Annotated in this window: 14 protein-coding genes and 2 pseudogenes; 15 read left to right on the top strand and 1 reads right to left on the bottom strand. The window is 73.7% G+C overall.

The features are described from left to right. Positions 1-287: 287 nt before the first annotated feature. Positions 288-1295, top strand: a complete 1008-nt coding sequence (locus OEIGOIKO_RS06185; RefSeq protein WP_125052562.1) for a siderophore-interacting protein — start codon at positions 288-290, stop codon at positions 1293-1295. A gap of 18 nt (positions 1296-1313) precedes the next feature. Here OEIGOIKO_RS06185 and OEIGOIKO_RS06180 read toward each other — a convergent pair whose 3' ends face one another. After that, positions 1314-4901 carry an AfsR/SARP family transcriptional regulator gene (locus tag OEIGOIKO_RS06180; RefSeq protein WP_218039980.1) on the bottom strand — a complete coding sequence of 1196 codons (3588 nt, stop codon included), beginning with the start codon at positions 4899-4901 and terminating at the stop codon, positions 1314-1316. Positions 4902-5117: 216 nt separating this feature from the next. On the opposite strand from OEIGOIKO_RS06180, the gene OEIGOIKO_RS06175 reads away from it, so the two are divergent. From OEIGOIKO_RS06175 to OEIGOIKO_RS06110, 14 genes and pseudogenes are all read left to right on the top strand, one after another. Further along, complete coding sequence (locus OEIGOIKO_RS06175) at positions 5118-6299, top strand: ROK family transcriptional regulator (RefSeq protein ID WP_125052560.1); 1182 nt, start codon at positions 5118-5120, stop codon at positions 6297-6299. A gap of 479 nt (positions 6300-6778) precedes the next feature. After that, positions 6779-8467: a sugar ABC transporter ATP-binding protein gene (locus OEIGOIKO_RS06170; protein WP_125052558.1), complete on the top strand. Its 1689-nt coding sequence runs from the start codon at positions 6779-6781 to the stop codon at positions 8465-8467. Positions 8468-8580: 113 nt separating this feature from the next. Beyond that, on the top strand, positions 8581-9528 hold the full coding sequence (locus tag OEIGOIKO_RS06165; protein ID WP_246177950.1) for an ABC transporter permease: 948 nt from the start codon (positions 8581-8583) through the stop codon (positions 9526-9528). After that, a complete protein-coding gene (locus OEIGOIKO_RS06160; protein WP_125052555.1) occupies positions 9525-10616 on the top strand; it encodes a substrate-binding domain-containing protein in 1092 nt (363 codons plus the stop codon). The genes OEIGOIKO_RS06165 and OEIGOIKO_RS06160 overlap by 4 nt, the downstream gene beginning before the upstream one ends. A 336-nt stretch (positions 10617-10952) precedes the next feature. Next, on the top strand, positions 10953-12101 hold the full coding sequence (locus OEIGOIKO_RS06150; protein ID WP_125058489.1) for a Gfo/Idh/MocA family protein: 1149 nt from the start codon (positions 10953-10955) through the stop codon (positions 12099-12101). Positions 12102-12308: 207 nt separating this feature from the next. Then, entirely contained in the window at positions 12309-13322 is a 1014-nt protein-coding gene (locus tag OEIGOIKO_RS06145; protein ID WP_125052553.1) for a sugar phosphate isomerase/epimerase family protein, read from the top strand. Positions 13323-13463: 141 nt separating this feature from the next. After that, entirely contained in the window at positions 13464-15956 is a 2493-nt protein-coding gene (locus tag OEIGOIKO_RS06140; protein WP_125052551.1) for a PQQ-dependent sugar dehydrogenase, read from the top strand. A gap of 123 nt (positions 15957-16079) precedes the next feature. Then, entirely contained in the window at positions 16080-17432 is a 1353-nt protein-coding gene (locus tag OEIGOIKO_RS06135) for a ThuA domain-containing protein (RefSeq protein WP_125052549.1), read from the top strand. Between the two features lie 254 nt (positions 17433-17686). Beyond that, a complete protein-coding gene (locus OEIGOIKO_RS06130; protein WP_246177231.1) occupies positions 17687-18790 on the top strand; it encodes an inositol-3-phosphate synthase in 1104 nt (367 codons plus the stop codon). Beyond that, positions 18787-19452, top strand: a pseudogene (locus tag OEIGOIKO_RS43850) (SCO3242 family prenyltransferase); the annotation flags it as partial. The gene OEIGOIKO_RS06130 and the pseudogene OEIGOIKO_RS43850, both read left to right, overlap by 4 nt. 348 nt (positions 19453-19800) lie before the next feature. After that, entirely contained in the window at positions 19801-20181 is a 381-nt protein-coding gene (locus tag OEIGOIKO_RS43845) for a UbiA prenyltransferase family protein (protein WP_371859044.1), read from the top strand. After that, positions 20178-21152, top strand: coding sequence for a sugar phosphate isomerase/epimerase family protein (locus OEIGOIKO_RS06120; protein ID WP_125052543.1), 975 nt, complete (start codon positions 20178-20180; stop codon positions 21150-21152). Before OEIGOIKO_RS43845 ends, OEIGOIKO_RS06120 begins: the two co-directional genes overlap by 4 nt. Beyond that, positions 21146-22036, top strand: a complete 891-nt coding sequence (locus OEIGOIKO_RS06115) for an EboA domain-containing protein (protein ID WP_125052541.1) — start codon at positions 21146-21148, stop codon at positions 22034-22036. The genes OEIGOIKO_RS06120 and OEIGOIKO_RS06115 overlap by 7 nt, the downstream gene beginning before the upstream one ends. Positions 22037-22198: 162 nt before the next feature. Then, positions 22199-23046, top strand: a pseudogene (locus tag OEIGOIKO_RS06110) (TatD family hydrolase). Positions 23047-23057 lie beyond the last annotated feature (11 nt).

Here is a 23057-nt window from a genome sequence, read left to right as displayed (position 1 = left end):
ACGGCTGTCAGCAGACCTATTGACGGTGGAGAGCCCACCGTGACGGCCCTGGCGGCGAATCACCCGGATAGCTGGGCCGCGCGCGGCACGCGGGAGGCGGCTGCCCGTGCGGGCGCCCCTCGTACGTGCTGTACCTGGCCGTGCAGGTGAGCTGTAGGTGGCGTGTCGGTGGCGGCTGCGACGGTCGTGTCCCTGCCCCTGTCCCTGTCCCTGTCCTCGCCCCTGTCCCGCACAGGGCGCCACCGCCGCAGTGGGCCGGTGGCCCGCCCCTCCCCTCAGGAGAAGTGATGCAGCAGCAGACTCCCTCGCCGGAACCCCTCCCCGTCCGGTACATCGAGGTCACCGCGGTCCGGCGGCTCTCGCCGCACCTGGTCAGGATCACCTTCGGCGGCCCCGACCTCGCCGGATTCCGCCTGGACGCGCCGGACCAACAGGTGAAGCTCTACTTCCCCCGGCACGGTCAGCGCCTCCCGCGGCTCCCGGAAGCCTCGGCCGACGGCGACCTGATGCGGTGGTACCAGGCGTTCCGGACGATCCCCGAGGACGAACGGCCGTGGACGCGCAGCTACACCGTCCGCGCGCACCACCCCGAGACCGGCACGATCGACATCGACTTCGTGCTGCACGGTACGGGCCTGGTGAGTGGCGCGGGCAGTGGATCGGGCAGCGGACCGGTGAGCGGACCGGACGGCAGCCCGGTGAGCGGATCGGACGGCGGCCCGGACGGCGGCCCGGTGAGCGGATCGGAGAACGGATCGGCGAATGGCCCGGCGACCCGCTGGGCGCACCGCGCGGCGCCGGGTGACACGCTCGGCATGTTCGGCCCGTCGGCGTACTTCGCCCGGCCGGTCCCGCTCGGCACGGCCGACTGGATGCTGCTCGCCGGGGACGAGACCGCACTGCCGGCCATCGGCACGCTGGCCGAGTGGCTGCCCGAAGGCGCCCGCGCGGTGGCGTACATCGAGGTCACGGACGCGGCGGACGAGCAGACCTTCGACACTCGCGGGGACCTGACGGTGCACTGGCTGCACCGGGGCACGGGGCCGGCTGCGCCGGGGGAACCGCTGGTCGAGGCGGTGCGCGGGGCCCGGTTCCCGGCCGGGTCGGTGTTCGCCTGGCTCGCCGGGGAGGCGGGCGCGGTCCGCGCGCTGCGCAGGCACCTCGTCGAGGACCGCGGTCTGGACAAGCGGGACATCGATTTCACCGGCTACTGGCGGCGCGCGCTGACCCAGGACGACGCGCCGACGGAAGACGACCTGGCCGACGCGCGGGAACGGCTGGCCGACGCGCAATAGGGCGGACGGCGCCGCCCGTCAGACGAGGGCGACGGCTTCATGCACCGTGAGGCCGCCGCCCTCGGCGTGGGCACGCCGGTACGCGTCGGTGCCCAGCACGGCACGCAGCGCTGCTTCGGCGTGCTGCCGGACCCGGGCCTCGGCCTCGGGCGGCAGCGGCTGGAGACCGAAGCCGTCGGCGCCGGGCGCGTGACGGTCGTACGCACCCAGCAGGCGGGCGCCGTCCTCGGCCGCGTCCGAGTGGGCCATCGACCACCCGCCGCAGAGCAGCTGATGGGCCAGCAGGCGCGGAGCCACCAGGGGCGCGAGGCCGGCGAGCTGCCGTACGGCCCGGCGCACGTGCTCGCGCGCCCGGGTGAAGTCCCCGTCGAGACAGTCCAGCCAGCCGTGCAGCCCGGTCACCACCCCGGTGAAGAGGGCCGGAGTGCCGGTGGTGAACGCCTGCTCGGCCTCCCACAGCTGCTCCCGGGCGAGGCCGGTGCGCCCGGTCCGGCCGTAGTGCCGGGCCAGCAGCAGCCGCGCGGTGCTCAGCGTCTCGCCGGAGGAGGGCCGGGACTCGGCCACGGCTTCCAGCAGCAGCCGCTCGGCCTCCCGCACCCGCAGAGAGAGGGAAGCGCCGGCCCCCTCGGCACTGCCGCTCTCCTGGCCCGTCCCGTACGTGATGTCCTTCCCGTGCGTGATGTCCTTCCCGTACGTGATGTCCTTCCCGTACGTGATGTCCTTCCCGTACGTGATGTCCTTCCCGTACGTGTCGTCCTTCCCGTACGTGTCATCCCTCTCGTACGTGTCGCCCCTGTCGTACATGTCCCCCTTCCCGTACGTGCCCTCCAGCCGTACGGCCGCCAGCCTCGCCTTGAACTCCGGCACCTGCACGTCCGCCCCGACCCGGGCGGAAGCCTCCATGGCGCGCTCGAAGTCCGCGTCCGCCAGTGCGTACTGCCCGCGCCGCTCGTACATGTCGCCGCGCGCGGACAGGGACTCGGCGGTACCCCACAGGTCCCCGGCCGCCTCGAAGAGCGCCAGCGCTTCCTCCGCGTCGCGCGCCGACCGGTCCAGTTCACCCGGCCGGCCGCCGAGCAGTTTGGTGCGCAGCAGCAGCGCCAGGCCCAGGTCCCAGCCGTCCCCCAGGTCCCGGCAGTGGCGCACCACGGCGTCGACGGTCTCGTCGAGCCCCGCGAACCCGCCGGTCATCAGCCGGGCGAAGAACCACATGACGCCCGGCTGCCGCACGGTCTGCGGCAGCCCCGGCCGGTACGCGGCCACCACCGACTCCGGCCGCACCGGCCCGGAGGGCCCGGTCTGGTCGCTGTTGCTCGCCAGCACCAGCAGCCGGACGCCGCGCCGGGCCTCGCGCAGCCGCTCGCCCGACCACGGCGGAGGGACCGCCGTGCACCGTTCCGCCAGGGGCTCGGCGGGCCGTACGGGGTCGGCGAAGGGGTCGGAGCCGAGGGCCGCGACGGCGGCGGCCCAGTGCCGGGCGTCCGCCTGATGGTTGCGCAGCTGCCAGAACCAGCTCATGGACAGCGCCAGGCACAGTCCGTCCTGCTCCTCGGCCCGGGCGACCGCCGTGCGCAGCGCGGCCCGTACGTTGGCGTGCTCGGTCTCGAAGCGCTCCAGCCACGCCGCCTGGTGCGGCCCGCGCAGCTCGGGCTCGCCGGTCCGGGCCAGCTCCCGGTACGCCGTCAGGTGCCGCCGCTCCACGGCCGCCCGCTCCCCGGAGTCCGTCAGCCGCTCCCCGGCGTACTCGGCGACCGTTTCGAGCAGCCGGTAACGCATCCCGCGCGGACTCTCGGGGGCGGCGGTGACCAGGGACTTGTCGACGAGGGAGGTGAGTACGGCCAGGACGTCGGCGGGGGAGTGGGGGCCGTCGGCGGAGGACTGGGGGCCGTCGGCCGGGGCGGGGACGGCACACACGTACTCCGCCTCCGCCGCCTCGCAGCCGCCGGAGAAGACGGACAGGCGGCGCAGCACCGCGCGTTCGTCGGCCGTGAGCAGGTCCCAGGACCAGTCCACCACGGCGCGCAGCGTCTGCTGCCGGGGCAGGGATGTCCGGCTGCCGCCGGTCAGGAGCCGGAACCGGTCGTCCAGCCGTTCCGCGATCTGCCGCGGTGTCAGCGCGCGCAGCCGTGCCGCCGCCAGTTCGACGGCGAGCGGCAGGCCGTCCAGCCTGCGGCAGATCTCGGCGCACGCGGCCGGGTCGTCGTCGGTACGGAACCCGGGGCGCGCTGCGGCACCACGCTCGCCCAGCAGCCGGAGCGCGGCCTGCGGGGACAGCGGCTCGACGGGGCGTACCGATTCGCCGGGAACGCCGAGCGGTTCGCGGCTGGTGGCCAGTACCGTCACACCCGGGCAGCGGGCCAGTACGGTGTCCACCAGCTCGGCAGCCGCGTCGAGCACGTGCTCGCAGTTGTCGAGCACCAGCAGCATCCGCCGCTGCCCGCAGTGGTCCACCAGCTGGTCGAGAGGGGTCGCGGGGCTCCCGGGGGCGTGCAGGTCGTCGGCGCCCGGCGCCCGTACCTGTGTCGTCCGGCCGCCGAGCGCGGTCAGGACGGCCTCGAGCACGCTCTTCCCGTCCCGTACGGAGGCCAGCTCGGCGACCCGGGTGCCGTCGGTCCACCGTTCGCCCTGCGTGCAGGCGGCGTCGGCGGCCTCCAGGGCCAGACGGGTCTTTCCGACACCGCCCGCGCCCAGCAGGGTCACCAGTCGTTGTCCGGTCAACTCGCGGCTGAGCGAGGCCAGTTCGTCGGTGCGGCCCACGAAGGAGGTGAGTCGGGCGCGGAGGTGGCCAACCGGTGCGGGGGTGGCGGGGGCCGGTGTGGTGGGGGTGCCGGTGGAGGAGGCCGCTGACGGCGCGGTGAGTGGTTCCATGGTCCCGGCCAGCAAGTGTGCGTGGAGGGTGCGCAGTTCGGTGCCGGGGTCGGTGCCCAGCCGGTCCGCGAGTCCCGCCCGCACCTCCTCGTACGTCTGAAGTGCCTCGGCCTGCCGCCCCGCCGCCCACAGTGCCCGGATGCGCAGGGCCTGCAAGGGCTCGTCCAGGGGCTCCGCCGTGGCCAGCGACGCCAGTTCGGCCAGGGTGTCCGCTGCCCGGCCCAGCGCCACGTCGGCTGCCAACCGGGCGTGGCGGGCCTCGCCGTGCCGCCGTTCGGCCCGTACGGCGAGCGGATCACTGTCCCGCCCCGGCAGGTCCGCCAGCGCGGGGCCCTGCCACAGGGCCAGCGCCTCGTGCAGCAGCGCGGCCGCCCGCGCGGGGTCGCCGTCGCGCAGTGCGGCCGTGCCTTCCGCCGTCAGCCGTTCGAAGCGGAAGAGGTCGATGCTGTCCGGCCCGGCCGCCAGCCCGTACCCGCCGGGCGACGAGGTGACCGCCGGCCCGCCGAGAGCCCTGCGCAGCCGGCCGACCAAAGCCTGGAGCGCCGCCGGGGCGTCCACCGGCGGCTCCGCGTCCTCGCTCCACACCTGGGCGATCAGCCGGTCCGCCGGTACGGGCCGCCCGCCGCCCGCCGCGAGCGCGGCCAGCAGGGCACGCAGCCGCGCCCCCTTCACGGGCGCCTCGGTGCCGTCGGGGCGGCGCGCCTGGGTGGCGCCGAGCACGCGGTAGCGGTAGTTCACCGGCCCATTCTCCCCGGGCCGCCGCCGGACGCCGACCAGCGGCCACGGCGGCTTTGTCCGCAACTTTGTCCTCACGCAGGAGAAAGTCTGTGGCGATCCTGTCCGTACTTCTTCCCCGCCCGGACAAGCGCTGCTACGTTCCCCTCGAAAGCCCCGGCGCCGCTCGGTGCCGGACCGCGTACGGCCGACGACGGCTGGAGGGGTGGCGTGAGGCGCATGACGGCGAGGCCCGCCAACGCGCACCAGGCGCGGCTCCTGCGCCTGCTCCGCGACCACGGCCCCAACTCCCGTGCCCAGCTGGGCGACCAGGTCGACCTCTCACGCTCGAAACTGGCGGTGGAGGTGGACCGGCTGCTGGAGACCGGGCTGGTCGTCGCCGACGGCCTTGCCGCCTCCCGGGGCGGGCGCCGCTCGCACAACGTCCGGCTCGCACCCGCCCTGCGCTTTTTGGGCATCGACATCGGTGCCACCTCCGTCGACGTGGCCGTCACCAACGCGGAGCTGGAGGTGCTGGGCCACCTGACCCAGCCCATGGACGTGCGCGAGGGGCCGGTCGCCGTCTTCGAGCAGGCCCTCGCGCTGGCGGGCAAGCTGAAGGCGAGCGGGGTGGCCGAAGGGTTCGACGGCGCGGGCATCGGCGTGCCGGGGCCGGTCCGCTTCCCCGAAGGCGTACCGGTGGCGCCGCCCATCATGCCGGGCTGGGACGGCTTCCCCGTACGGGAGGCGCTCAGCCAGGAACTGGGCTGCCCGGTCATGGTCGACAACGACGTCAACCTGATGGCAGTGGGGGAGCAGCACGCGGGCGTCGCCCGCACCGTGCAGGACTTCCTCTTCGTCAAGATCGGTACGGGGATCGGCTGCGGCATCGTGGTGGGCGGCGAGGTCTACCGAGGGACGACGGGCAGCGCCGGCGACATCGGCCACATCCAGGTCGAACCGGACGGCCGCCCGTGCGCCTGCGGCAACCGGGGCTGCCTGGAGGCGTACTTCGGCGGCGCCTCCCTGGCCCGCGACGCGGAGGCCGCCGCGCGCGAGGGCACCTCACCGGAGCTGGCGGCGCGGCGGGCGGCGGCCGGCACGCTCGGCGCGCCCGAAGTGGCCGCCGCTGCCGCCGCCGGCGACCCCGTCGCACTGGACCTGATCCGGACCGGCGGCAGCCGCACCGGCCAGGTCATCGCCGGTCTCGTCAGCTTCTTCAACCCGGGGCTGGTGGTGATCGGGGGCGGCGTGACCGGCCTCGGCCACACCCTCCTCGCCGCGATCCGCACCCAGGTATACCGCCAGTCGCTGCCGCTGGCGACGAACAACCTGCCCATCGTGCTGGGGGAGCTGGGGCAGGCGGCCGGCGTCACCGGCGCCGCCCGCCTCATCAGCGACCACCTCTTCTCACCCGCCTGACGCACTACCCGCAGTACCACCCCAGTACCACCCCAGTACCACCCGCAGTACCACCCGACGCACGCACCACGTCGCGCGCTCGTTCCCGCACACCGCTGGAGCGGCGCCGAGCACGCCGCACGCCGTACGTCCGTACCGAAGCGACTCCGTACGCCAGTGATCGTCGTACCGCCCCTGTTCCGTCGTACCGTCTGCGTTCCGTCGTTCCGCTGCCGTTTCGTCGTACCGCCCTCGTCCCGTCGTTCCGCTGCCGTTTCGTCGTGCCGCCCCCGTCCCGTCGTACCGTCTGCGTTTCGTCGTTCCGCTCCCGTCCCGTCGTTCCGCTCCCGTCCCGTCGTACCGCCCCTGTCCCACCGCCGTACGTCCCGCACGTGTCCGTCCGCACCGCAGCGCGCCCGCACCGCCCGGCCTGCCCGCACTGCCCGGCCTGCCCGCACCGCCCGGCCCGCTCACCGACGTCGTCGAGGAGGCTGCACGCCATGGCACCAGAGCGCCACCCCGGACCGCCGGCCTCGTCCGGACCGCCGGGCCCCGGCGAACCCCTGCTCACCATGCACGGCATCAGCAAGTCCTTCCCCGGCGTACGGGCCCTGGACGGCGTCGACCTCGATGTGACGGCCGGTGAGACGCACTGCCTCCTCGGCCAGAACGGCGCCGGCAAGTCCACCCTGATCAAGGTGCTGGCCGGGGCCCACCAGCCCGACGCGGGCGAGATCCGCTGGCAGGGCACACCCGTCGTGCTGAAGTCGCCGGCCGCCGCCATGGGACTCGGCATCGCCACCATCTACCAGGAACTCGACCTGGTGGAGCACCTGTCGGTGGCCGAGAACGTCTTCCTCGGGCACGAGCGGGCCACCATGGGCTTCGTCCGCTCCCGCGAGGCCCGCACCGCCACCGCCGCGATCCTGGGCCGTCTAGGGCACCCCGAGATCGACCCGGGCGCGCCGGTCGGCTCGCTGTCCGCCGCCGGGCAGCAGATCGCCTCCATGGCCCGCGCCCTCTCCCACGACGTACGGCTGATCGTCATGGACGAGCCGTCCGCCGCCCTCGACCCGGACGAGGTCGGCAACCTTTTCCGGATCGTCGCGGGCCTGACCGGCGCGGGCGTCGCCGTCGTGTACATCTCGCACCGGCTGGAGGAGATCCGCCAGGTCGGCGACCGGGTCACCGTCCTCAAGGACGGCCGGGCGGCGGCCCGCGGGCTGGCCGCGCGGACGACCGCCACCCGGGACATCGTGACCCTGATGACGGGCCGCACCGTCGAGCACACCTTCCCCGTACGGCAGCACACGGCGCCCCCCGGGCCCTCCGCGACCACTGCGACCACCGAGGACAGAGCCCCCACCCCCACCCCGGCACCCGCTACCGCCCTCACCCCTACCCCTACCCCCACCTCCGTCCCCACCCCCGTCCCGACCCCCGCCCTCACCGCCCAAGGCCTCACCCGCCGCGGCGAGTTCGCGCCACTGGACTTCGACCTGTACCCGGGCGAGATCCTCGGGCTCGCCGGGCTCGTCGGGTCCGGGCGCTCGGAGATCCTGGAGACCGTCTTCGGGGCGCGCCGCCCCACCGCGGGCCGCGTCCTCGTGGACGGGCGTCCGCTGCGCCCCGGCAGCGTCCCCGCCGCCGTACGCGCCGGCCTCGGCCTCGCCCCGGAGGAGCGCAAGTCCCAGGCGCTGCTGCTTCTGGAGCCCGTCCACCGCAACGTCTCGGTCTCCTCGCTGCCGCGCTTCTCCCGCGCCGGATGGCTGGACCGCGCGGCGGAACGTTCCGCCGCCCGCACCGCCGCCCGGAACCTGTCGCTGCGGCCCGACGACCCGGACCGGCCGGTGCGGACCCTGTCCGGCGGCAATCAGCAGAAGGCCGTACTGGCCCGCTGGCTGCTGCGCGGCTGCCGGGTGCTGCTGCTCGACGAGCCGACCCGAGGGGTGGACGTCGGTGCGCGCGCCGAGCTGTACGCGCTGGTGCGGCGGCTCGCCGACGACGGGGTGGCGGTGCTGCTGGTGTCGAGCGAACTCCCCGAAGTCCTGGGCCTGGCCGACCGCGTGCTCGTCCTGCGCGAGGGCCGGGTCGTCCACGAGGGCAGCGCGGCGGCACTGGACGAACACCGGGTGCTCGACCTGGTCATGGCAGGCAGCGCCGACACAGCGCGAGGAGACCGACCGTGAACACCTCCGAAGAGAAAGTGCCCCGCCGGCCGGTGCCCGCCGGCGCCGGGCGCGCACCGGCGCACGCACCCGCGCCGGAGACACCAGGCCCGCCCCCGTCCCGTACCCCCGCCGTGCGCGGCCGGCTGCGCGCCCGCGCCGACGTCCGCAACCTCTCCCTGCTCGGCGTGCTCGCGGCACTCGTGGCCGTCGGTGCCCTCACCCGGCCGGAGCAGTTCCTGAGCGTGCAGAACCTGCAACTGGTGCTCACCCAGGCCTCGGTGATCGGCGTGGTGACCGTCGGCGTCACCTTCGTGATCATCGGGGGTGGGATCGACCTGTCCGTCGGCGCGACGGTCGCCCTCGCCACGGTCTGGGCGACGACGGTGGCCACACAGGAGTACCGGCTCGGCGGCATCCTGCTCTGCGCGCTGCTGGTAGGCCTCGGCTGCGGGCTGGTCAACGGACTGCTGGTCGCGTTCGGCGGCATGGTGCCGTTCATCGCCACGCTCGCCATGCTCGCCGCCGCCCGCGGGCTCGCCCTCCAGATCAGCCAGGGCGGCACGCAGATCGTCTCGGTACCGTCCGTACTGGATCTGGGCCGCCGTGACGCGTACGTCCTCGGCGTCCCGCCGATCGTGCTGGTCTTCGCCGCCGTCACCGTCACCGGCTGGCTGCTGTTGAACCGTACGACCTTCGGGCGGCGCACCGTGGCCGTCGGCGGCAACCCGGAGGCGGCGCGGCTGGCGGGCATCGACGTACGGCGGCAGCGGCTGCTGCTCTACCTGCTGTCCGGGCTGTGCTGCGGCATCGCCGCGTTCCTGCTGATCGTGCTGACCGGGTCGGGCCAGAACACCAACGGCAACCTCTACGAGCTGGACGCCATCGCCGCCGCGATCATCGGCGGCACCCTGCTCAGCGGCGGCCGCGGCACCGTCACCGGCTCGGTGCTCGGCGTCCTCGTCTTCACCACGATCACCAACCTGTTCGCCCTGAACAACCTGGAGACCGCCGTCCAGCAGATCGCCAAGGGCGCCATCATCGTCGTCGCCGTACTGGTCCAGAAGGGGCACAAGTCATGACCGACAGCACGCCGGGCCCGTACGGCACGCAGGCGGGTGCACCGGCCACCCGCGCCACCCGCCGGAACATGCTCTTCGGCGCGGCGGCCGTCTCGGCCGGCGCCCTGCTCAGCGCCTGTACGAGCAACCAGCGCGGCGACGTGTCTGCGGGCGCCACGCAGCAGCAGGCGGGCGGCGCGGACGACCGGCCCGGCAAGAAGGTCACCATCGGGTTCGCCGGGCCGCAGGCCGACCACGGCTGGCTCAACGCCATCAACCAGAACGCCAGGAACCGCGCGAAGCGCTACCGGGACGTCACCCTCGACATCACCGAGGGCTCCAACGACACCGCCCAGCAGATCGGGCAGATCGAGACCCTCATCAACAAGAAGGTCGACGTCCTGGTCGTCCTCCCCGCCGACGGCAAGGCGCTCACCCAGGTCGGACTGAAGGCCATGCGGGCCGGCATTCCCGTCGTCAACCTCGACCGGGTCTTCGCCTCCCCGCAGGCGTACCGCTGCTGGATCGGCGGCGACAACTACGGCATGGGCCTGAACGCCGGGCGCTACATCGGCGAGCAGCTCAAGGACAAGCCGGACGCGAAAGTCGTGGAACTGGCCGGCATCGACACCCTCGAACTGACCCGGGAGCGTACCAAGGGCTTCGACGACGCCCTGAAGAACTACCCCAACATCCGCAAGGTGGGGCGGCAGGCCGCCGAGTTCACCGTGGAGTCGGGACAGGCGAAGATGGCCGGGCTGCTCCAGGCGCACCCCTCCTTCGACGCGCTGTGGAACCACGACGACGACCAGGGCGTGGGCGCCGAGCGCGCCATCGAACAGGCCGGGCGGGACGGCTTCCTGATGGTCGGCGGCGCCGGTTCCCGGCGCGTCATGGAGACCATCAAGGCCGGCAACTCGGTACTGAAGGCCACCGTCCTGTACCCGCCGACCATGTCGGCCTCGGCCGTCGACCTGGCCCGCGCTCTCGCCCAGGGCCGGGGCATCTCCGGCACGGCCGAACTGGAGATCCCCGCCTCGGTGACCCTCTACTCCGCCGTCGTCACCGGGGACAACGTCGACGAATACCTCCCCACCGGCTTCAACTGACGGACTCTGCACCGCAGTTCCCGGAAGACCGCCGACCACGGCCGACCGACGAGGTGATGCATGAATGACCGCGAGGAGCACGACGGGCACGACGATCGTGATGACCGCGACGAGCACGACGAGCACGACGGGCACGACGGGCACGACGGGCACGACGGGCACGACGATCGTGATGACCGCGCAGAGCACGGTGGGTACGGCGGCCGGGGCGGCCACGTACGGCATCCGGCACCGCACGCCGCACGACCGGTTACGGAGGTGACCCCGCCGCCCCTGCGCCCCCAGCAGCCCCACCAGCCCCCACTCCCCGCCCCGCAGGCGGAACTGGGCATCGGCATGGTCGGCTACGCCTTCATGGGCGCCGCCCACTCCCAGGGCTGGCGCACCGTGGGCCGCGTCTTCGACCTGCCGCTGCGCCCCGCGATGAACGCGGTGTGCGGCCGGGACCGGGACGCCGTAGCGGCCGCCGCGGCCCGGCACGGCTGGGCCGCCGCCGAGACCGACTGGCGGCGCCTGCTCGACCGTGCCGACGTGCAGCTCGTCGACATCTGCACGCCGGGCGACAGCCATGCCGAGATCGCCGTCGCCGCGCTCGCGGCAGGCAAGCACGTCCTGTGCGAGAAGCCGCTGGCGAACTCCGTGGCGGAGGCGGAGGCGATGGCGGCCGCCGCCGAGACCGCCCGGGCCCGCGGCCAACGCGCCATGGTCGGCTTCAACTACCGTCGCACCCCGGCCGTCGCCCTCGCCCGCCGCATGATCCGTGACGGCCGGATCGGCACTCTCCGCCATGTACGCGCCACCTACCTCCAGGACTGGCTGGTCGACCCCGAAGCGCCCCTGACCTGGCGGCTGCGCCGGGAACAGGCGGGTTCCGGAGCACTCGGCGACCTCGGCGCGCACCTCGTCGATCTCGCCCAGTACCTGGCAGGGGAGCGGCTCGCGGGCGTCTCCGCGGTCACCGGCACCTTCGTACGGGAACGGCCGTCGCCCACGGGCGGGCTGGGTACCGTCACCGTCGACGACGCCGCGCTGTTCACCGGCCGCTTCGCCTCCGGCGCGCTCGCCTCCTTCGAGGCCAGCCGGGTCGCCGCGGGCCGCAAGAACGCACTGCGCATCGAACTGAACGGGGAACACGGCTCGCTCGCCTTCGACCTGGAACGGCTCAACGAGCTGTCCTTCCACGACCACACCGAACCGGCCGTCGCGGCCGGTTTCCGCCGCATCCTGGTCACCGATCCCGGTCATCCGTACCTGGAGGCGTGGTGGCCGCCCGGTCACGGCCTCGGTTACGAGCACACCTTCGTCCACCAGGCACGCGACCTCGTGCACGCCGTCGCGGCCGGCCGGGAGCCCGCGCCGTCCTTCGCGGACGGGCTGCAGGTGCAGCGGGTGCTGGCGGCCGTCGAGGACAGCGCGGCCAACAACTGCGCGTACACGCCCGTACCCGAATCCGCCCCCGCGCTCGTGGCCGACTTCCCCACCTGACGCACCCCTCCCTCTTGTCAGCCGCGGCCACCGGCCGGATCGTTTCCTCGCAACGGCCGCAGCACCGCACGTACCGCTCCGCACCGCACGTACCGCTCCGCACCGCCCGTACCACCCCGCGCCTCCCGTACCGCTCTACCGCCCCCGTACCGCCCAGCACCCCCGTACCGACCCACCCGTCCGTCCGCCCGCCCCGAGGAGTCACGTATGGCCAGACCGTTCACGCTCTTCACCGGACAGTGGGCCGACCTGCCCCTGGAGGAGGTCTGCCGGCTCGCCCGCGACTTCGGCTACGACGGTCTCGAACTCGCCTGCTGGGGCGACCACTTCGAAGTGGACCGGGCCCTCGCCGAGCCGGGCTATCTCGCCACCCGCGGCCGGCTCCTCGACAAGTACGGCTTGAAGTGCTGGGCCGTCTCCAACCACCTGGTGGGCCAGGCCGTCTGCGACGCGATCATCGACGAGCGGCACCACGCCATCCTGCCCGCCCGCGTCTGGGGCGACGGCGAACCGGAAGGCGTACGGCGCCGGGCCGCCGCCGAGATGGCGGACACCGCACGCGCCGCCGCGGCCTTCGGTGCACGGACCGTGGTCGGCTTCACCGGCTCCGCGATCTGGCATCTGGTCGCCATGTTCCCGCCCGTAGCGCCCTCGACGATCGAAGCCGGATACACGGACTTCGCCGAGCGGTGGGGGCCGGTCCTGGACGCCTTCGACGCGGAGGGCGTGCGCTTCGCCCACGAGGTGCACCCCGGCGAGATCGCGTACGACTACTGGACCACCCGCCGCGCCCTGGAGGCGGTCGGCGACCGGCCCGCCTTCGGCCTGAACTTCGACCCCAGCCACTTCGTCTGGCAGGACCTCGACCCGGTCGGCTTCCTGTACGACTTCCGGGACCGGATCTACCACGTGGACTGCAAGGAGGCGCGGCGGCGCCTGGACGGCCGCAACGGCCGCCTCGGCTCCCACCTGCCCTGGGGCGACCCGCGCCGCGGCTGGGACTTCGTCTCGGCCGGGCACGGCGAGGTGCCCTGGGAGGACGTCTTCCGGATGCTGCGTTCGATCGGTTACGAGGGGCCGGTGTCGGTCGAGTGGGAGGACCCGGGCATGGACCGCCTCCAGGGCGCGCCCGAAGCGCTGGCCCATCTCAAGGCGTACGACTACGAGCCGCCCGCCGCCGCGTTCGACGCGGCGTTCGGGGCGGACCCGTCCGGCGGCTGAGGACCAGGGCGCTTCCGACGGATCTCCGCGGGCATCGCGACTCCCCCGGCTACCGCTGGGAGGCGCCCCCAGGCACGCACCCCGGCCGGTCCGCATGGCCGAGCGACACCCCTTCGCCCACCTACCCGCAAGGGAGGCACCGTGCACCGAAGACCACGCCGAGGCACCCTGCGCCCGGCGCTCGCCCTGTTCGCGAGCGCGCTGCTGGCCGCCACGTCCCTGTCCCTGACCGGCACCCCGGCCGCCACCGCCGTACCGGCCAGGGGCACGCCGCAGGCCGCCCCGGCGCAGGCAGCCCCGGCCGCCGCCGAGGACTTCCAGCAGGTCACCCTCGCCAAGGGGGAGCCCGAGATGGGCGAGCCGATGTCGCTCGCCGTGCTGCCGGACCGGTCCGTGCTGCACACCTCGCGGGACGGAACGGTCCGCCTGACCGACGCGGGCGGCACCACGAAGGTCGCGGGCAAGCTGTCCGTCTACAGCCACGACGAAGAAGGCCTCCAGGGCGTCGGCATCGACCCCGGCTTCGCCGCCAACCGCTTCGTCTACCTCTACTACGCGCCCCCTCTCGGCACTCCCTCCGGCGACGCCCCCGACGAGGGCAGCGCGGCGGACTTCGCGAAGTTCGACGGCGTCAACCGCCTCTCCCGCTTCGTCCTGAAGGCCGACGGCACCCTGGATCCGGTCAGCGAGAAAAGGATCCTGGACGTGCCCGCCTCCCGCGGCATCTGCTGCCACGTGGGCGGCGACATCGACTTCGACGCCCAGGGCAACCTCTACCTCTCCACCGGCGACGACTCCAACCCGTTCGCCTCCGACGGTTACACGCCCGTCGACGAGCGCGCGATCCGCAACCCTGCCTACGACGCCCAGCGCAGTGCGGGGAACACCGATGACCTTCGCGGCAAGATCCTGCGTATAAAGGTCAACGCCGACGGCACGTATTCCGTTCCCGACGGCAACCTCTTTCCCGCCGGCACCGCGAAGACCCGGCCCGAGATCTACGCGATGGGCTTCCGCAACCCCTTCCGGATGAGCGTCGACAAGCCCACCGGCACCGTCTACGTGGGTGACTACGGGCCCGACGCCGGCACCACCGACCCGAAGCGCGGCCCGGCGGGACAGGTCGAGTTCGCGCGGGTCACCAAGCCCGGCAATTACGGGTGGCCGTACTGCACCGGCGACAACGACGCCTACGTGGACTACGACTTCGCCACCGAGACCTCCGGCGCCGCCTTCGACTGCGCCGCCCCGAAAAACACCTCGCCGCGCAACACCGGGCTGACCGACCTGCCGGCCGCCCAGCCCGCGTGGATCCCGTACGACGGCGGCTCGGTGCCCGAGTTCGGCACCGGCTCCGAGTCCCCGATGGCCGGGCCCGTCTACCGGTACGACGCCGCCTCCACCTCGCAGGTCAAGTTCCCGCAGGCGTACGACGGGAACTTCTTCGCCGGGGAGTTCGGGCGCCGCTGGATCAAGCGCATCGCACAGGCCGCCGACGGCACCGGACGCACCATCAACGCCTTCCCTTGGAAGGGCACCCAGGTCATGGACATGGCCTTCGGCCCGGACGGCGCGCTGTACGTCCTGGACTACGGGACCGGCTACTTCAACGGCGACGCGAACTCCGCCCTCTACCGCATCGAGAACGCCACCGGCGGCCACTCACCGGTCGCCGAGGCCAAGGCCGACCGCACCTCCGGACAGGCGCCGCTCCGCACGAAGTTCACCGCCTCGGCCACCGACGCGGACGGCGACACGCTGACGTACACCTGGGACTTCGGCGACGGCACCACCTCGAACCAGCAGAACCCGGCCCACACGTACCGCCGGAACGGCACCTTCACCGCGACCGTCACCGCCAAGGACCCCGGCGGCCGCACCGGCACGGCGAGCGTGTACCTGACCGTCGGCAACACCGCGCCCCAGGTCACCCTGGAACTCCCCGGAGACGGGCAGCTGTTCACCTTCGGTGACAAAGTCCCGTTCAAGGTCGAGGTCACCGATCCCGAGGACCGGGCCGTCGACTGCGCCAGGGTCAAGGTCACCCACATCCTCGGCCACGACAGCCACGGCCACCCCGTCACCTCCGCCACCGGCTGCTCCGGCACCATCCAGACCTCGGCGGACAACGAGCACGACCCCAACGCCAACATCTTCGGGGTCTTCGACGCCGAGTACACCGACCTGGGAGCCAACGGCCAGCCGCCGCTGACCAGCCACGACCAGGCCGTCACCCAGCCCCGGCACCGCCAGGCCGAGCACTTCGGCACCTCCCGCGGCGTCCAGATCGTCACCCACACACCGGCGCACGGCGGCCGGACCGTGGGCGACATCCATCACGGCGACTGGATCGCGTTCCAGCCGTACCTCGTCAAGAACGCGAAGAAGTTCACCGCCCGGGTGTCCTCCGCCGGGTCCGGCGGCACTCTGGAGATCCGTACGGGCCGGGCGGACGGACCGCTGCTCGGCAGCGTCAAGGTACCGGTGACCGGCGGCTGGGAGACCTTCACCGACGTCTCGGCCACCCTCGGCGGCAAACCCCCGGCCGGTACCACCACCCTCTACCTCGTCTTCAAGGGCAGCGGCACCGGCGCCCTCTACGACGTCGACGACTTCACCTTCACCACCGGCTGACCCCAGGTGGCCACCGGGGCGGGCGGACGGCGCGGACGACGCGGACGACGCGGACGGCGCCCGGGACGACCGGACGCGGAACCGCCGGCCGCCCGCCCCGTGGCCGGAGGAAGGAGACCCCGTATGTACCCCGTTGCCCGGCTGGCCACCACCGCGGCGGCCGCCGCCACCCTGCTGGCGACCATGGCCCTGCCCGGCGGCACCACCCGTGCCCCGGAACGCGACGAGCACCGGGTCCTGGTCTTCTCCAAGACCGCCGGATTCCGGCACGACTCGATCCCCGACGGCATCACCGCCGTCAAGGCACTCGGCCGGCAGCACGGATTCACCGTGGACGCCACCGAGGACGCCGCCGCCTTCAACGACAAGCGCCTGTCCCGCTACACCGCCGTCGTCTTCCTCTCCACCACCGGCGACGTGCTGGGGACGGCCCAACAGCAGGCGTTCGAACGCTACATCGCGCGCGGCGGCGGATACGTCGGTGTGCACGCCGCCGCCGACACCGAGTACGACTGGCCCTTCTACGGGGAACTGGCGGGCGCCTACTTCCAGTCCCACCCCGCCGTGCAGCCCGCCACCGTACGCGTCGAGGACCGCGCCCACCCGGCCTCCGCCCACCTCGCGGCGGCCTGGAGCCGTACGGACGAGTGGTACAACTACCGCAGCAACCCCCGCACCCGCGCCCACGTCCTCGCCGCCCTCGACGAGTCCACGTACAGCGGCGGGACGATGCGCGGCGACCACCCCATCGCCTGGTGCCAGGAGTCCCGCGGCGGCCGCGCCTTCTACACCGGCGGCGGCCACACCCGGCAGTCCTTCGCCGACCCCGCCTTCCGCACCCACCTGCTGGGCGGCATCCGCTGGGCCACCGGCGCCGCCCAAGCCGACTGCCGCCCGGAGAACGGCTACCGGCCTCTCTTCGACGGCACCTCCACCCGCGGCTGGCACCAGGCGGGCCCCGGCTCCTTCACCCTGGAGGACGGCACCCTCATCTCCTCCGGCGGCATGGGCATGCTCTGGTACGCGGCCCGGGAATTCGGGTCGTACTCCCTCAAACTGGACTGGAAGATGTCCGGCGCCGACGGCGACGACAACTCCGGAGTCTTCCTCGGCTTCCCGCCCTCCGACGACCCCTGGTCGGCGGTGAACAACGGCTACGAGATCCAGATCGACGCCACCGACGCCCCGGACCGCACCACTGGCTCCGTCTACGGATTCCAGGCCGCGGACATCGCGGCGCGCGACGCCGCGCTCAACCCGCCGGGGGAGTGGAACACCTGCGAACTCCGGGTCGAGGGCGAACGGCTGCGCGTGTACCTCAACGGACGGCAGATCAACGACTTCACGAACACGGACCCGGCGCGCAGCCTGCGCCAGGGCCACATCGGCATCCAGAACCACGGCGACGAGGACCGGATCTCCTTCCGCAACATCCGGGTGAAGGAGTACGAGACGGCGGCGAAGGGCGGCAGATGATGACGGGGTCGGAGCGGGTGGCGGGGCCGGGGCGTACGGCGGGGCCGGGGCGTACGGCGGGGGCGGGCAGGGGTGGGGAGGGGGCCGGGGCCGGTGGCGGGCTGAGGCCGGGCAGGAGGGCTGGGAGCGGTGGCGGGCCGGGGCCGGACAACGGGGCTGTGGGCGGTGGCGGGTCGGGGCCGGACAACGGGGCTGCGGGCGGTGGCGGGCCGGCTTCCGGTGGGGATGTCGGGGGCCCTGGCGGGCGTACGGGAGTGTGGCTGGTCGGGGCGCGGGGGTCGGTCGCGACGACCGTGATCGCCGGCTGCGCGGCCGTCGCCGCGGGGCTGCACCCGCCGACCGGCATGGTCACCGAGACCGCGCCGTTCGACGGGGTCCCGCTGCCGCCGCTGTCCGCCCTCGTCTTCGGCGGCCACGACACCACCTCGTACCCGCTGCCCAAACGGGCCGAGGAACTCGCGGCGGGCGGCGTACTCCCGTACGGCCTGCCGCACGCCGTACGGGCCGAACTGGCCGCGGCGGACGAAGCCGTACGGCCCGGCGGCCCGCTCCCCGGCGACGACCGCGAGGACCGGGAACTGGTCACCGCCTTCACCGCCGATCTGCGCGCGTTCCTGCGGACCCACGCGCTCGACCGTGCCGTCGTCGTCAACGTGGCCTCCACGGAACCGGCGGCCGGGGGCGAACGAGCTGCCGCTGACGACCGCTTTCCGCCCAGTTCGCTCTACGCGCACGCGGCGCTGCGCGCGGGCTGCCCGTACGTCAACTTCACGCCCTCCACGGGCATGCACCACCCGCTGCTCCAGCAGATGGCCGAGTGCAGCGGGCTGCCGTACGCGGGCCGCGACGGCAAGACCGGACAGACCCTGCTGCGCTCCGTACTCGCCCCGATGTTCGCCCAGCGGGCCCTCCCCGTCCGGGCCTGGTCCGGCACCAACCTGCTCGGCGGCGGTGACGGAGCCACCCTGACCGACCCGGCGGCCGCGGCCGCCAAGAACGCGGGCAAGGCACGCGTCCTCGCGGACAATCTCGGGGCCGCACCACCCGGTGAGGTGCACATCGACAACGTCCCCGCGCTCGGTGACTGGAAGACCGCCTGGGACCACGTCGCCTTCGAAGGGTTCCTCGGCAACCGCATGATCCTCCAGACCGTCTGGCAGGGCTGCGACTCGGCGCTCGCCGCGCCGCTGGTCCTCGACCTGGTGCGCCTGACGGCCGCCGCGCACGCGGCCGGCATCTCCGGGCCCCTCACCCCCCTCGGCTTCTACTTCAAGGACCCGGACGGCGGGCCCGCCGCCCTGGCCGACCAGTACGCCGAACTTCTCACCTTCGCCCACGACCTCCGGACCCGCCGATGAGCCTCCCGCCGATCCGCCTCTCCTCTCCCTGGTTGGAACTCTTCCGGGTGTCCGCCCTGTTCAGCGTGCCGGGGGACCTGCTGGCGGGGGCTGCGGCAGCCGGGGCCCGGCCCGGCCGCCGTACGCTCCTCGCCACCGGTTCCTCGCTCTGCCTCTACGAGGCGGGCATGGCGCTCAACGACTGGGCCGACCGCGACACCGACGCCGTCGAACGCCCGGGACGCCCCATCCCGTCCGGCCGCATCGCCCCGGCCGCCGCCCTCGGCGCGGCCGCCGGGCTGGCGGGGGCGGGCCTCGCCCTGGCGGCAGCGGCCGGACGGCCGACCCTCGTCACCGCCACCGCGCTCGCCGCCACCGTCTGGGCGTACGACCTCCACCTCAAGAACACCCCGGCGGGCCCGCTGGCCATGGCTTGCGCCCGCACCCTCGACGTACTGCAGGGCGCCGTTTCGGCGGCTCCGGTGCGGGCGGGGCGACCGGGGCGGGAGCGAGGCGAGGGGCTCGGGTGGGGGCGGGCGATGCGAAGGGCGCTGCCGTCGGCCGCGCTGCTGGGCACCCACACGCTCGCGGTCACCACCGTCTCGCGCCACGAAGCACAGGGCAGCTCGCCGGCTCTGCCACTGGCCGCGTTGGGGGTGGTGACTGTGGTGGGCGGGGTGGTTGGTGGGGTGGTTGATGGGGTGGGCCGGGTCCGTGGTTCGAATGGTTTCGATGGTACGAGTGGGCTCGGTAGCGCTAGTGGTGTCGATGGGATAGTTGCGGCTGGCGGGTCTGGCGGGTCTGGCGGGTCTGGCGGGTCTGGCGGGGCCGGCGGGGCTGGCGGGGCTGGCGGGGCTGGCGGGTCTGGCAGGTCTGGCGGGGCCGGCGGGGCTGGCGGGGCTGGCGGGGCTGGCGGGTCTGGCAGGTCAGGTGGGTCTGGCAGGTCTCGCAGGTCAGGCGGGAACGGGAGGAACGGCAGATCTGGCAAGGCTGGCAGGGCCAATGGCAGCACCCCGGCCACCGACCCCGCGGTGACCAGGCCCCTCGCCCCCGCACGCGCCAAACCCCATGCCAAACCCCATGCCAGGCCCCTCGCCAACGCCCGCGTTGAACTCCACGCCAGCCCCCTTCCCAAGCCTCACACCGGCCCCCTTCCCAAGCCCCACACCAGCCCCCTCCTCCCCAGGGCCACCGCGCTCCTCTACCTCGGGACCGCCGCGCGTCCCTTCTTCCACGCGGCGCTCAATCCCTCGCCCTACCTGCTCCAGCGTGCCGTCGGCAGCGGAATCCGCGCCATGATTCCGCTCCAGGCGGCCCTCGCCGCACGGGTCGGCGCCCCCGGAGCGGGGGCCGCGGTGCTGGCCCTGGTGCCCGCCGCTCGGCGGCTGTCCCGGAAGGTCAGTCCGACATGACCACGACGAATCCGCTGCGCCTGGCCTACGGCACCAACGGCCTGACCGACCTCCGGCTGACCGACGTCCTGGCCCTCCTCTCCGACCTCGGTTACGACGGCGTCGCCCTCACCCTCGACCACATGCACCTCGACCCCCTCGCCCCCGACCTCGCGTCACGCACCGCCCAACTGGCACGCTGCCTCGACGCCTTGGCCTTGTCCGTCGCCGTCGAAACCGGCGCCCGGTACGTCCTCGACCCCCGCCGCAAGCACCACCCCACTCTCCTCGACCCCGATCCGGACGCCCGTGCGGCCCGCACCGCCCTGCTCCGCACCGCGGTCCGCGTCGCCGCCGACCTCGGCGCCACTGCCGTGCACTGCTTCAGCGGGCCCCGCCCAGCCGGTACGCCGGAACCCGTCGCCTGGCAACGCCTCGCCGACGCGCTCACCCCCGTACTCGACACGGCCGCCACCGCCCGCATCCCCCTCGCCGTCGAACCCGAACCGGGCCACCTCCTCTCCGACCTCGCCGCATTCCACCACCTGCGCGCCACCCTCGGCGCCCCGCCCGCCGACGTCCTCGGCCTGACCCTGGACATCGGTCACTGCCAGTGCCTGGAACCCGCCCCGCCCGCCGCGTGCGTCCGCGCCGCCGCGCCTTGGCTGCGGCACGTCCAGATCGAGGACATGCGGCGCGGCGTGCACGAGCATCTGCCGTTCGGCGCGGGCGAGATCGACTTCCCGCCGGTCCTGGCAGCGCTCCGGGACACCGGCTACCAGGGCCTGGTCAGCGTCGAGCTGCCCCGCCACTCCCACGCGGGCCCCGACCTCGCCCGTACCTCCCTCTCCTTCCTGCGCGCCGCCGAAGCCGCACACACCGACACCGACACCGACACCGGACCACCGAGCCCCGCCCGCACCCCTGGGCCGGGAGGCGCCACCGCCCCGCCGCGCCCGTCGGTTCCGAGCGCAGGAGGCCCGCGATGCTGACGCCGGAGGCATGGATGGCCCAGCTCCAGACGGCCCTGCGCGACCGGCTCGGCGGCGCCGCCCGCGCCTGGCTCGACGAGGCACTGGACGAAGCCCACGCCGAGGCCCGAGCCACCGCACGAGCCGCAGCGGAAGCCGAAGTCGCAGTACGGACCGCAGGGGAAGCCGAAGCCGCAGTACGGACCGCAGCGGAAGCCGAGGCCGAGGCCGAGGCCGCAGGTCTCCGGGACCCGGCGAGCAGCAGCGTCTCCGCCCTCTCCTACACGGCATACGCCCCGCCCGTGTGGGAGATGCGCTTCGCCTCGGCGGGGCGGCACTGCACCCGTCGTGAGCCGCCGCACGCGCGGGACCGGGAAGCGGCCGAGGCCGCCCGCATCCTGCTCCTGCACACGGCCCGCGCCGACGCCCGGACCGTCACCCGGCTCTACGAGCACGGCACTGCCGCCGAACGCCGCGCCGTGCTCATGGCGCTGCCCCACCTGGACCTCGGCCCGAGCGCCCGGCCGCTCGTCGAGGACGCGCTGCGCACCGACGACACCCGGCTGGTCGCCGCCGCCGTGGGCCCGTACGCCGCCCGTCACCTCGACGCGCACACCTGGCGGCACGCCGTACTGAAGTGCCTGTTCACCGGCGTCCCGGTGACCGCCGTGGCCGGCCTGGCCGAACGTGCCCGCGGCGATACGGAGCTGGCCCACATGCTCACCGCGTACGCCCGGGAGCGCACCGCCGCGTACCGCCCCGTGCCCGCCGACCTTCAGCGCGTCCTGGACCTCACCGCACCATCCACATCCACCGCCCCACTCGCATCCCCCTTCCCGTCCGATTCCTCACCCGCACCCGCACCCGCACCCGCGCCTCCCTTCCAGCCTCCGCTCAGCCCGTGAGCCCCGCACTTGAGCCAAGCCCGTGAGCCTCGGGCTTGACCCCAGCCCCTGAGCCCCGGACTTGGCCCGGCACCTGAGCCCAGCACCTGAGCCCGCCACCTGAGCCCTGTCCCACAGCCCCGCCCACCGGCCCCGCTTCCCCCCGGCACGCGAGGAGACCCGATGCGCATCTTCGACCCGCACATCCACATGACCTCCCGCACCACGGACGACTACGAAGCCATGCACGCCGCGGGCGTCCGCGCCGTCGTCGAGCCCTCCTTCTGGCTGGGGCAGCCCCGCACCTCACCCGCCAGCTTCTTCGACTACTTCGACTCCCTCCTCGGCTGGGAACCCTTCCGTGCCGCCCAGTACGGCATCGCCCACCACTGCACACTCGCCCTCAACCCCAAGGAGGCGAACGACCCCCGCTGTACCCCCGTCCTCGAAGCCTTGCCCCGCTACCTCGTAAAAGACCCGGTCGTCGCCGTCGGTGAGATCGGCTACGACTCGATGACCCCCGCCGAAGACACTGCCCTCGCCGCCCAGCTCCAGCTCGCCGTGGACCACGGCCTGCCGGCCCTCGTCCACACCCCCCACCGCGACAAGGCGGCGGGTCTCAGGCGCACCCTCGACGTCCTGCGCGAATCCGATCTGCCCCCGATCACGTCGTCCTGGACCATCTCAATGAGACAACGGTAGAGGCAGCCACTGACAGTGGCTGCTGGCTGGGCTTTTCCCTCTACCCGGACACCAAGATGGACCCCGACCGCATGGTGCGCATCCTGCGTCTGCACGGCACCGGCCGGGTGCTGGTCAACTCCGCCGCCGACTGGGGCCGCAGCGATCCGCTGCAGACGCGGCGCGTCGGCGAGGCGATGCTGGCCGCCGGATTCACCGAGGACGACGTGGACCAGGTCCTGTGGCGCAACCCCGTCGAGTTCTACGGCCTCAGCGGCCGGCTGGACCTCAGTACGCCGTCCCCGGGCACCCTGCACGAAGGCAACTCCATTCTCCGCGGCGGGGAATGAGAGGGACGGGC

Origin of the sequence: Streptomyces paromomycinus, assembly GCF_003865155.1 — a bacterium.
GTDB lineage: Bacteria > Actinomycetota > Actinomycetes > Streptomycetales > Streptomycetaceae > Streptomyces > Streptomyces chrestomyceticus.
Note: the sequence above shows the minus strand (reverse complement) of the source record. Positions and strands in the feature narration are given on the sequence as shown.

What these genes read in the sequence shown, in the direction of transcription:
- OEIGOIKO_RS06170 (WP_125052558.1), top strand. Translation starts at nt 6,779, where the DNA reads ATGGCACCAGAGCGCCACCCCGGACCGCCGGCCTCGTCCGGACCGCCG.
- OEIGOIKO_RS06150 (WP_125058489.1), top strand. Translation starts at nt 10,953, where the DNA reads ATGGTCGGCTACGCCTTCATGGGCGCCGCCCACTCCCAGGGCTGGCGC.
- OEIGOIKO_RS06115 (WP_125052541.1), top strand. Translation starts at nt 21,146, where the DNA reads ATGCTGACGCCGGAGGCATGGATGGCCCAGCTCCAGACGGCCCTGCGC.
- OEIGOIKO_RS06175 (WP_125052560.1), top strand. Translation starts at nt 5,118, where the DNA reads ATGACGGCGAGGCCCGCCAACGCGCACCAGGCGCGGCTCCTGCGCCTG.
- OEIGOIKO_RS06185 (WP_125052562.1), top strand. Translation starts at nt 288, where the DNA reads ATGCAGCAGCAGACTCCCTCGCCGGAACCCCTCCCCGTCCGGTACATC.
- OEIGOIKO_RS06120 (WP_125052543.1), top strand. Translation starts at nt 20,178, where the DNA reads ATGACCACGACGAATCCGCTGCGCCTGGCCTACGGCACCAACGGCCTG.
- OEIGOIKO_RS06145 (WP_125052553.1), top strand. Translation starts at nt 12,309, where the DNA reads ATGGCCAGACCGTTCACGCTCTTCACCGGACAGTGGGCCGACCTGCCC.
- OEIGOIKO_RS06160 (WP_125052555.1), top strand. Translation starts at nt 9,525, where the DNA reads ATGACCGACAGCACGCCGGGCCCGTACGGCACGCAGGCGGGTGCACCG.
- OEIGOIKO_RS06135 (WP_125052549.1), top strand. Translation starts at nt 16,080, where the DNA reads ATGTACCCCGTTGCCCGGCTGGCCACCACCGCGGCGGCCGCCGCCACC.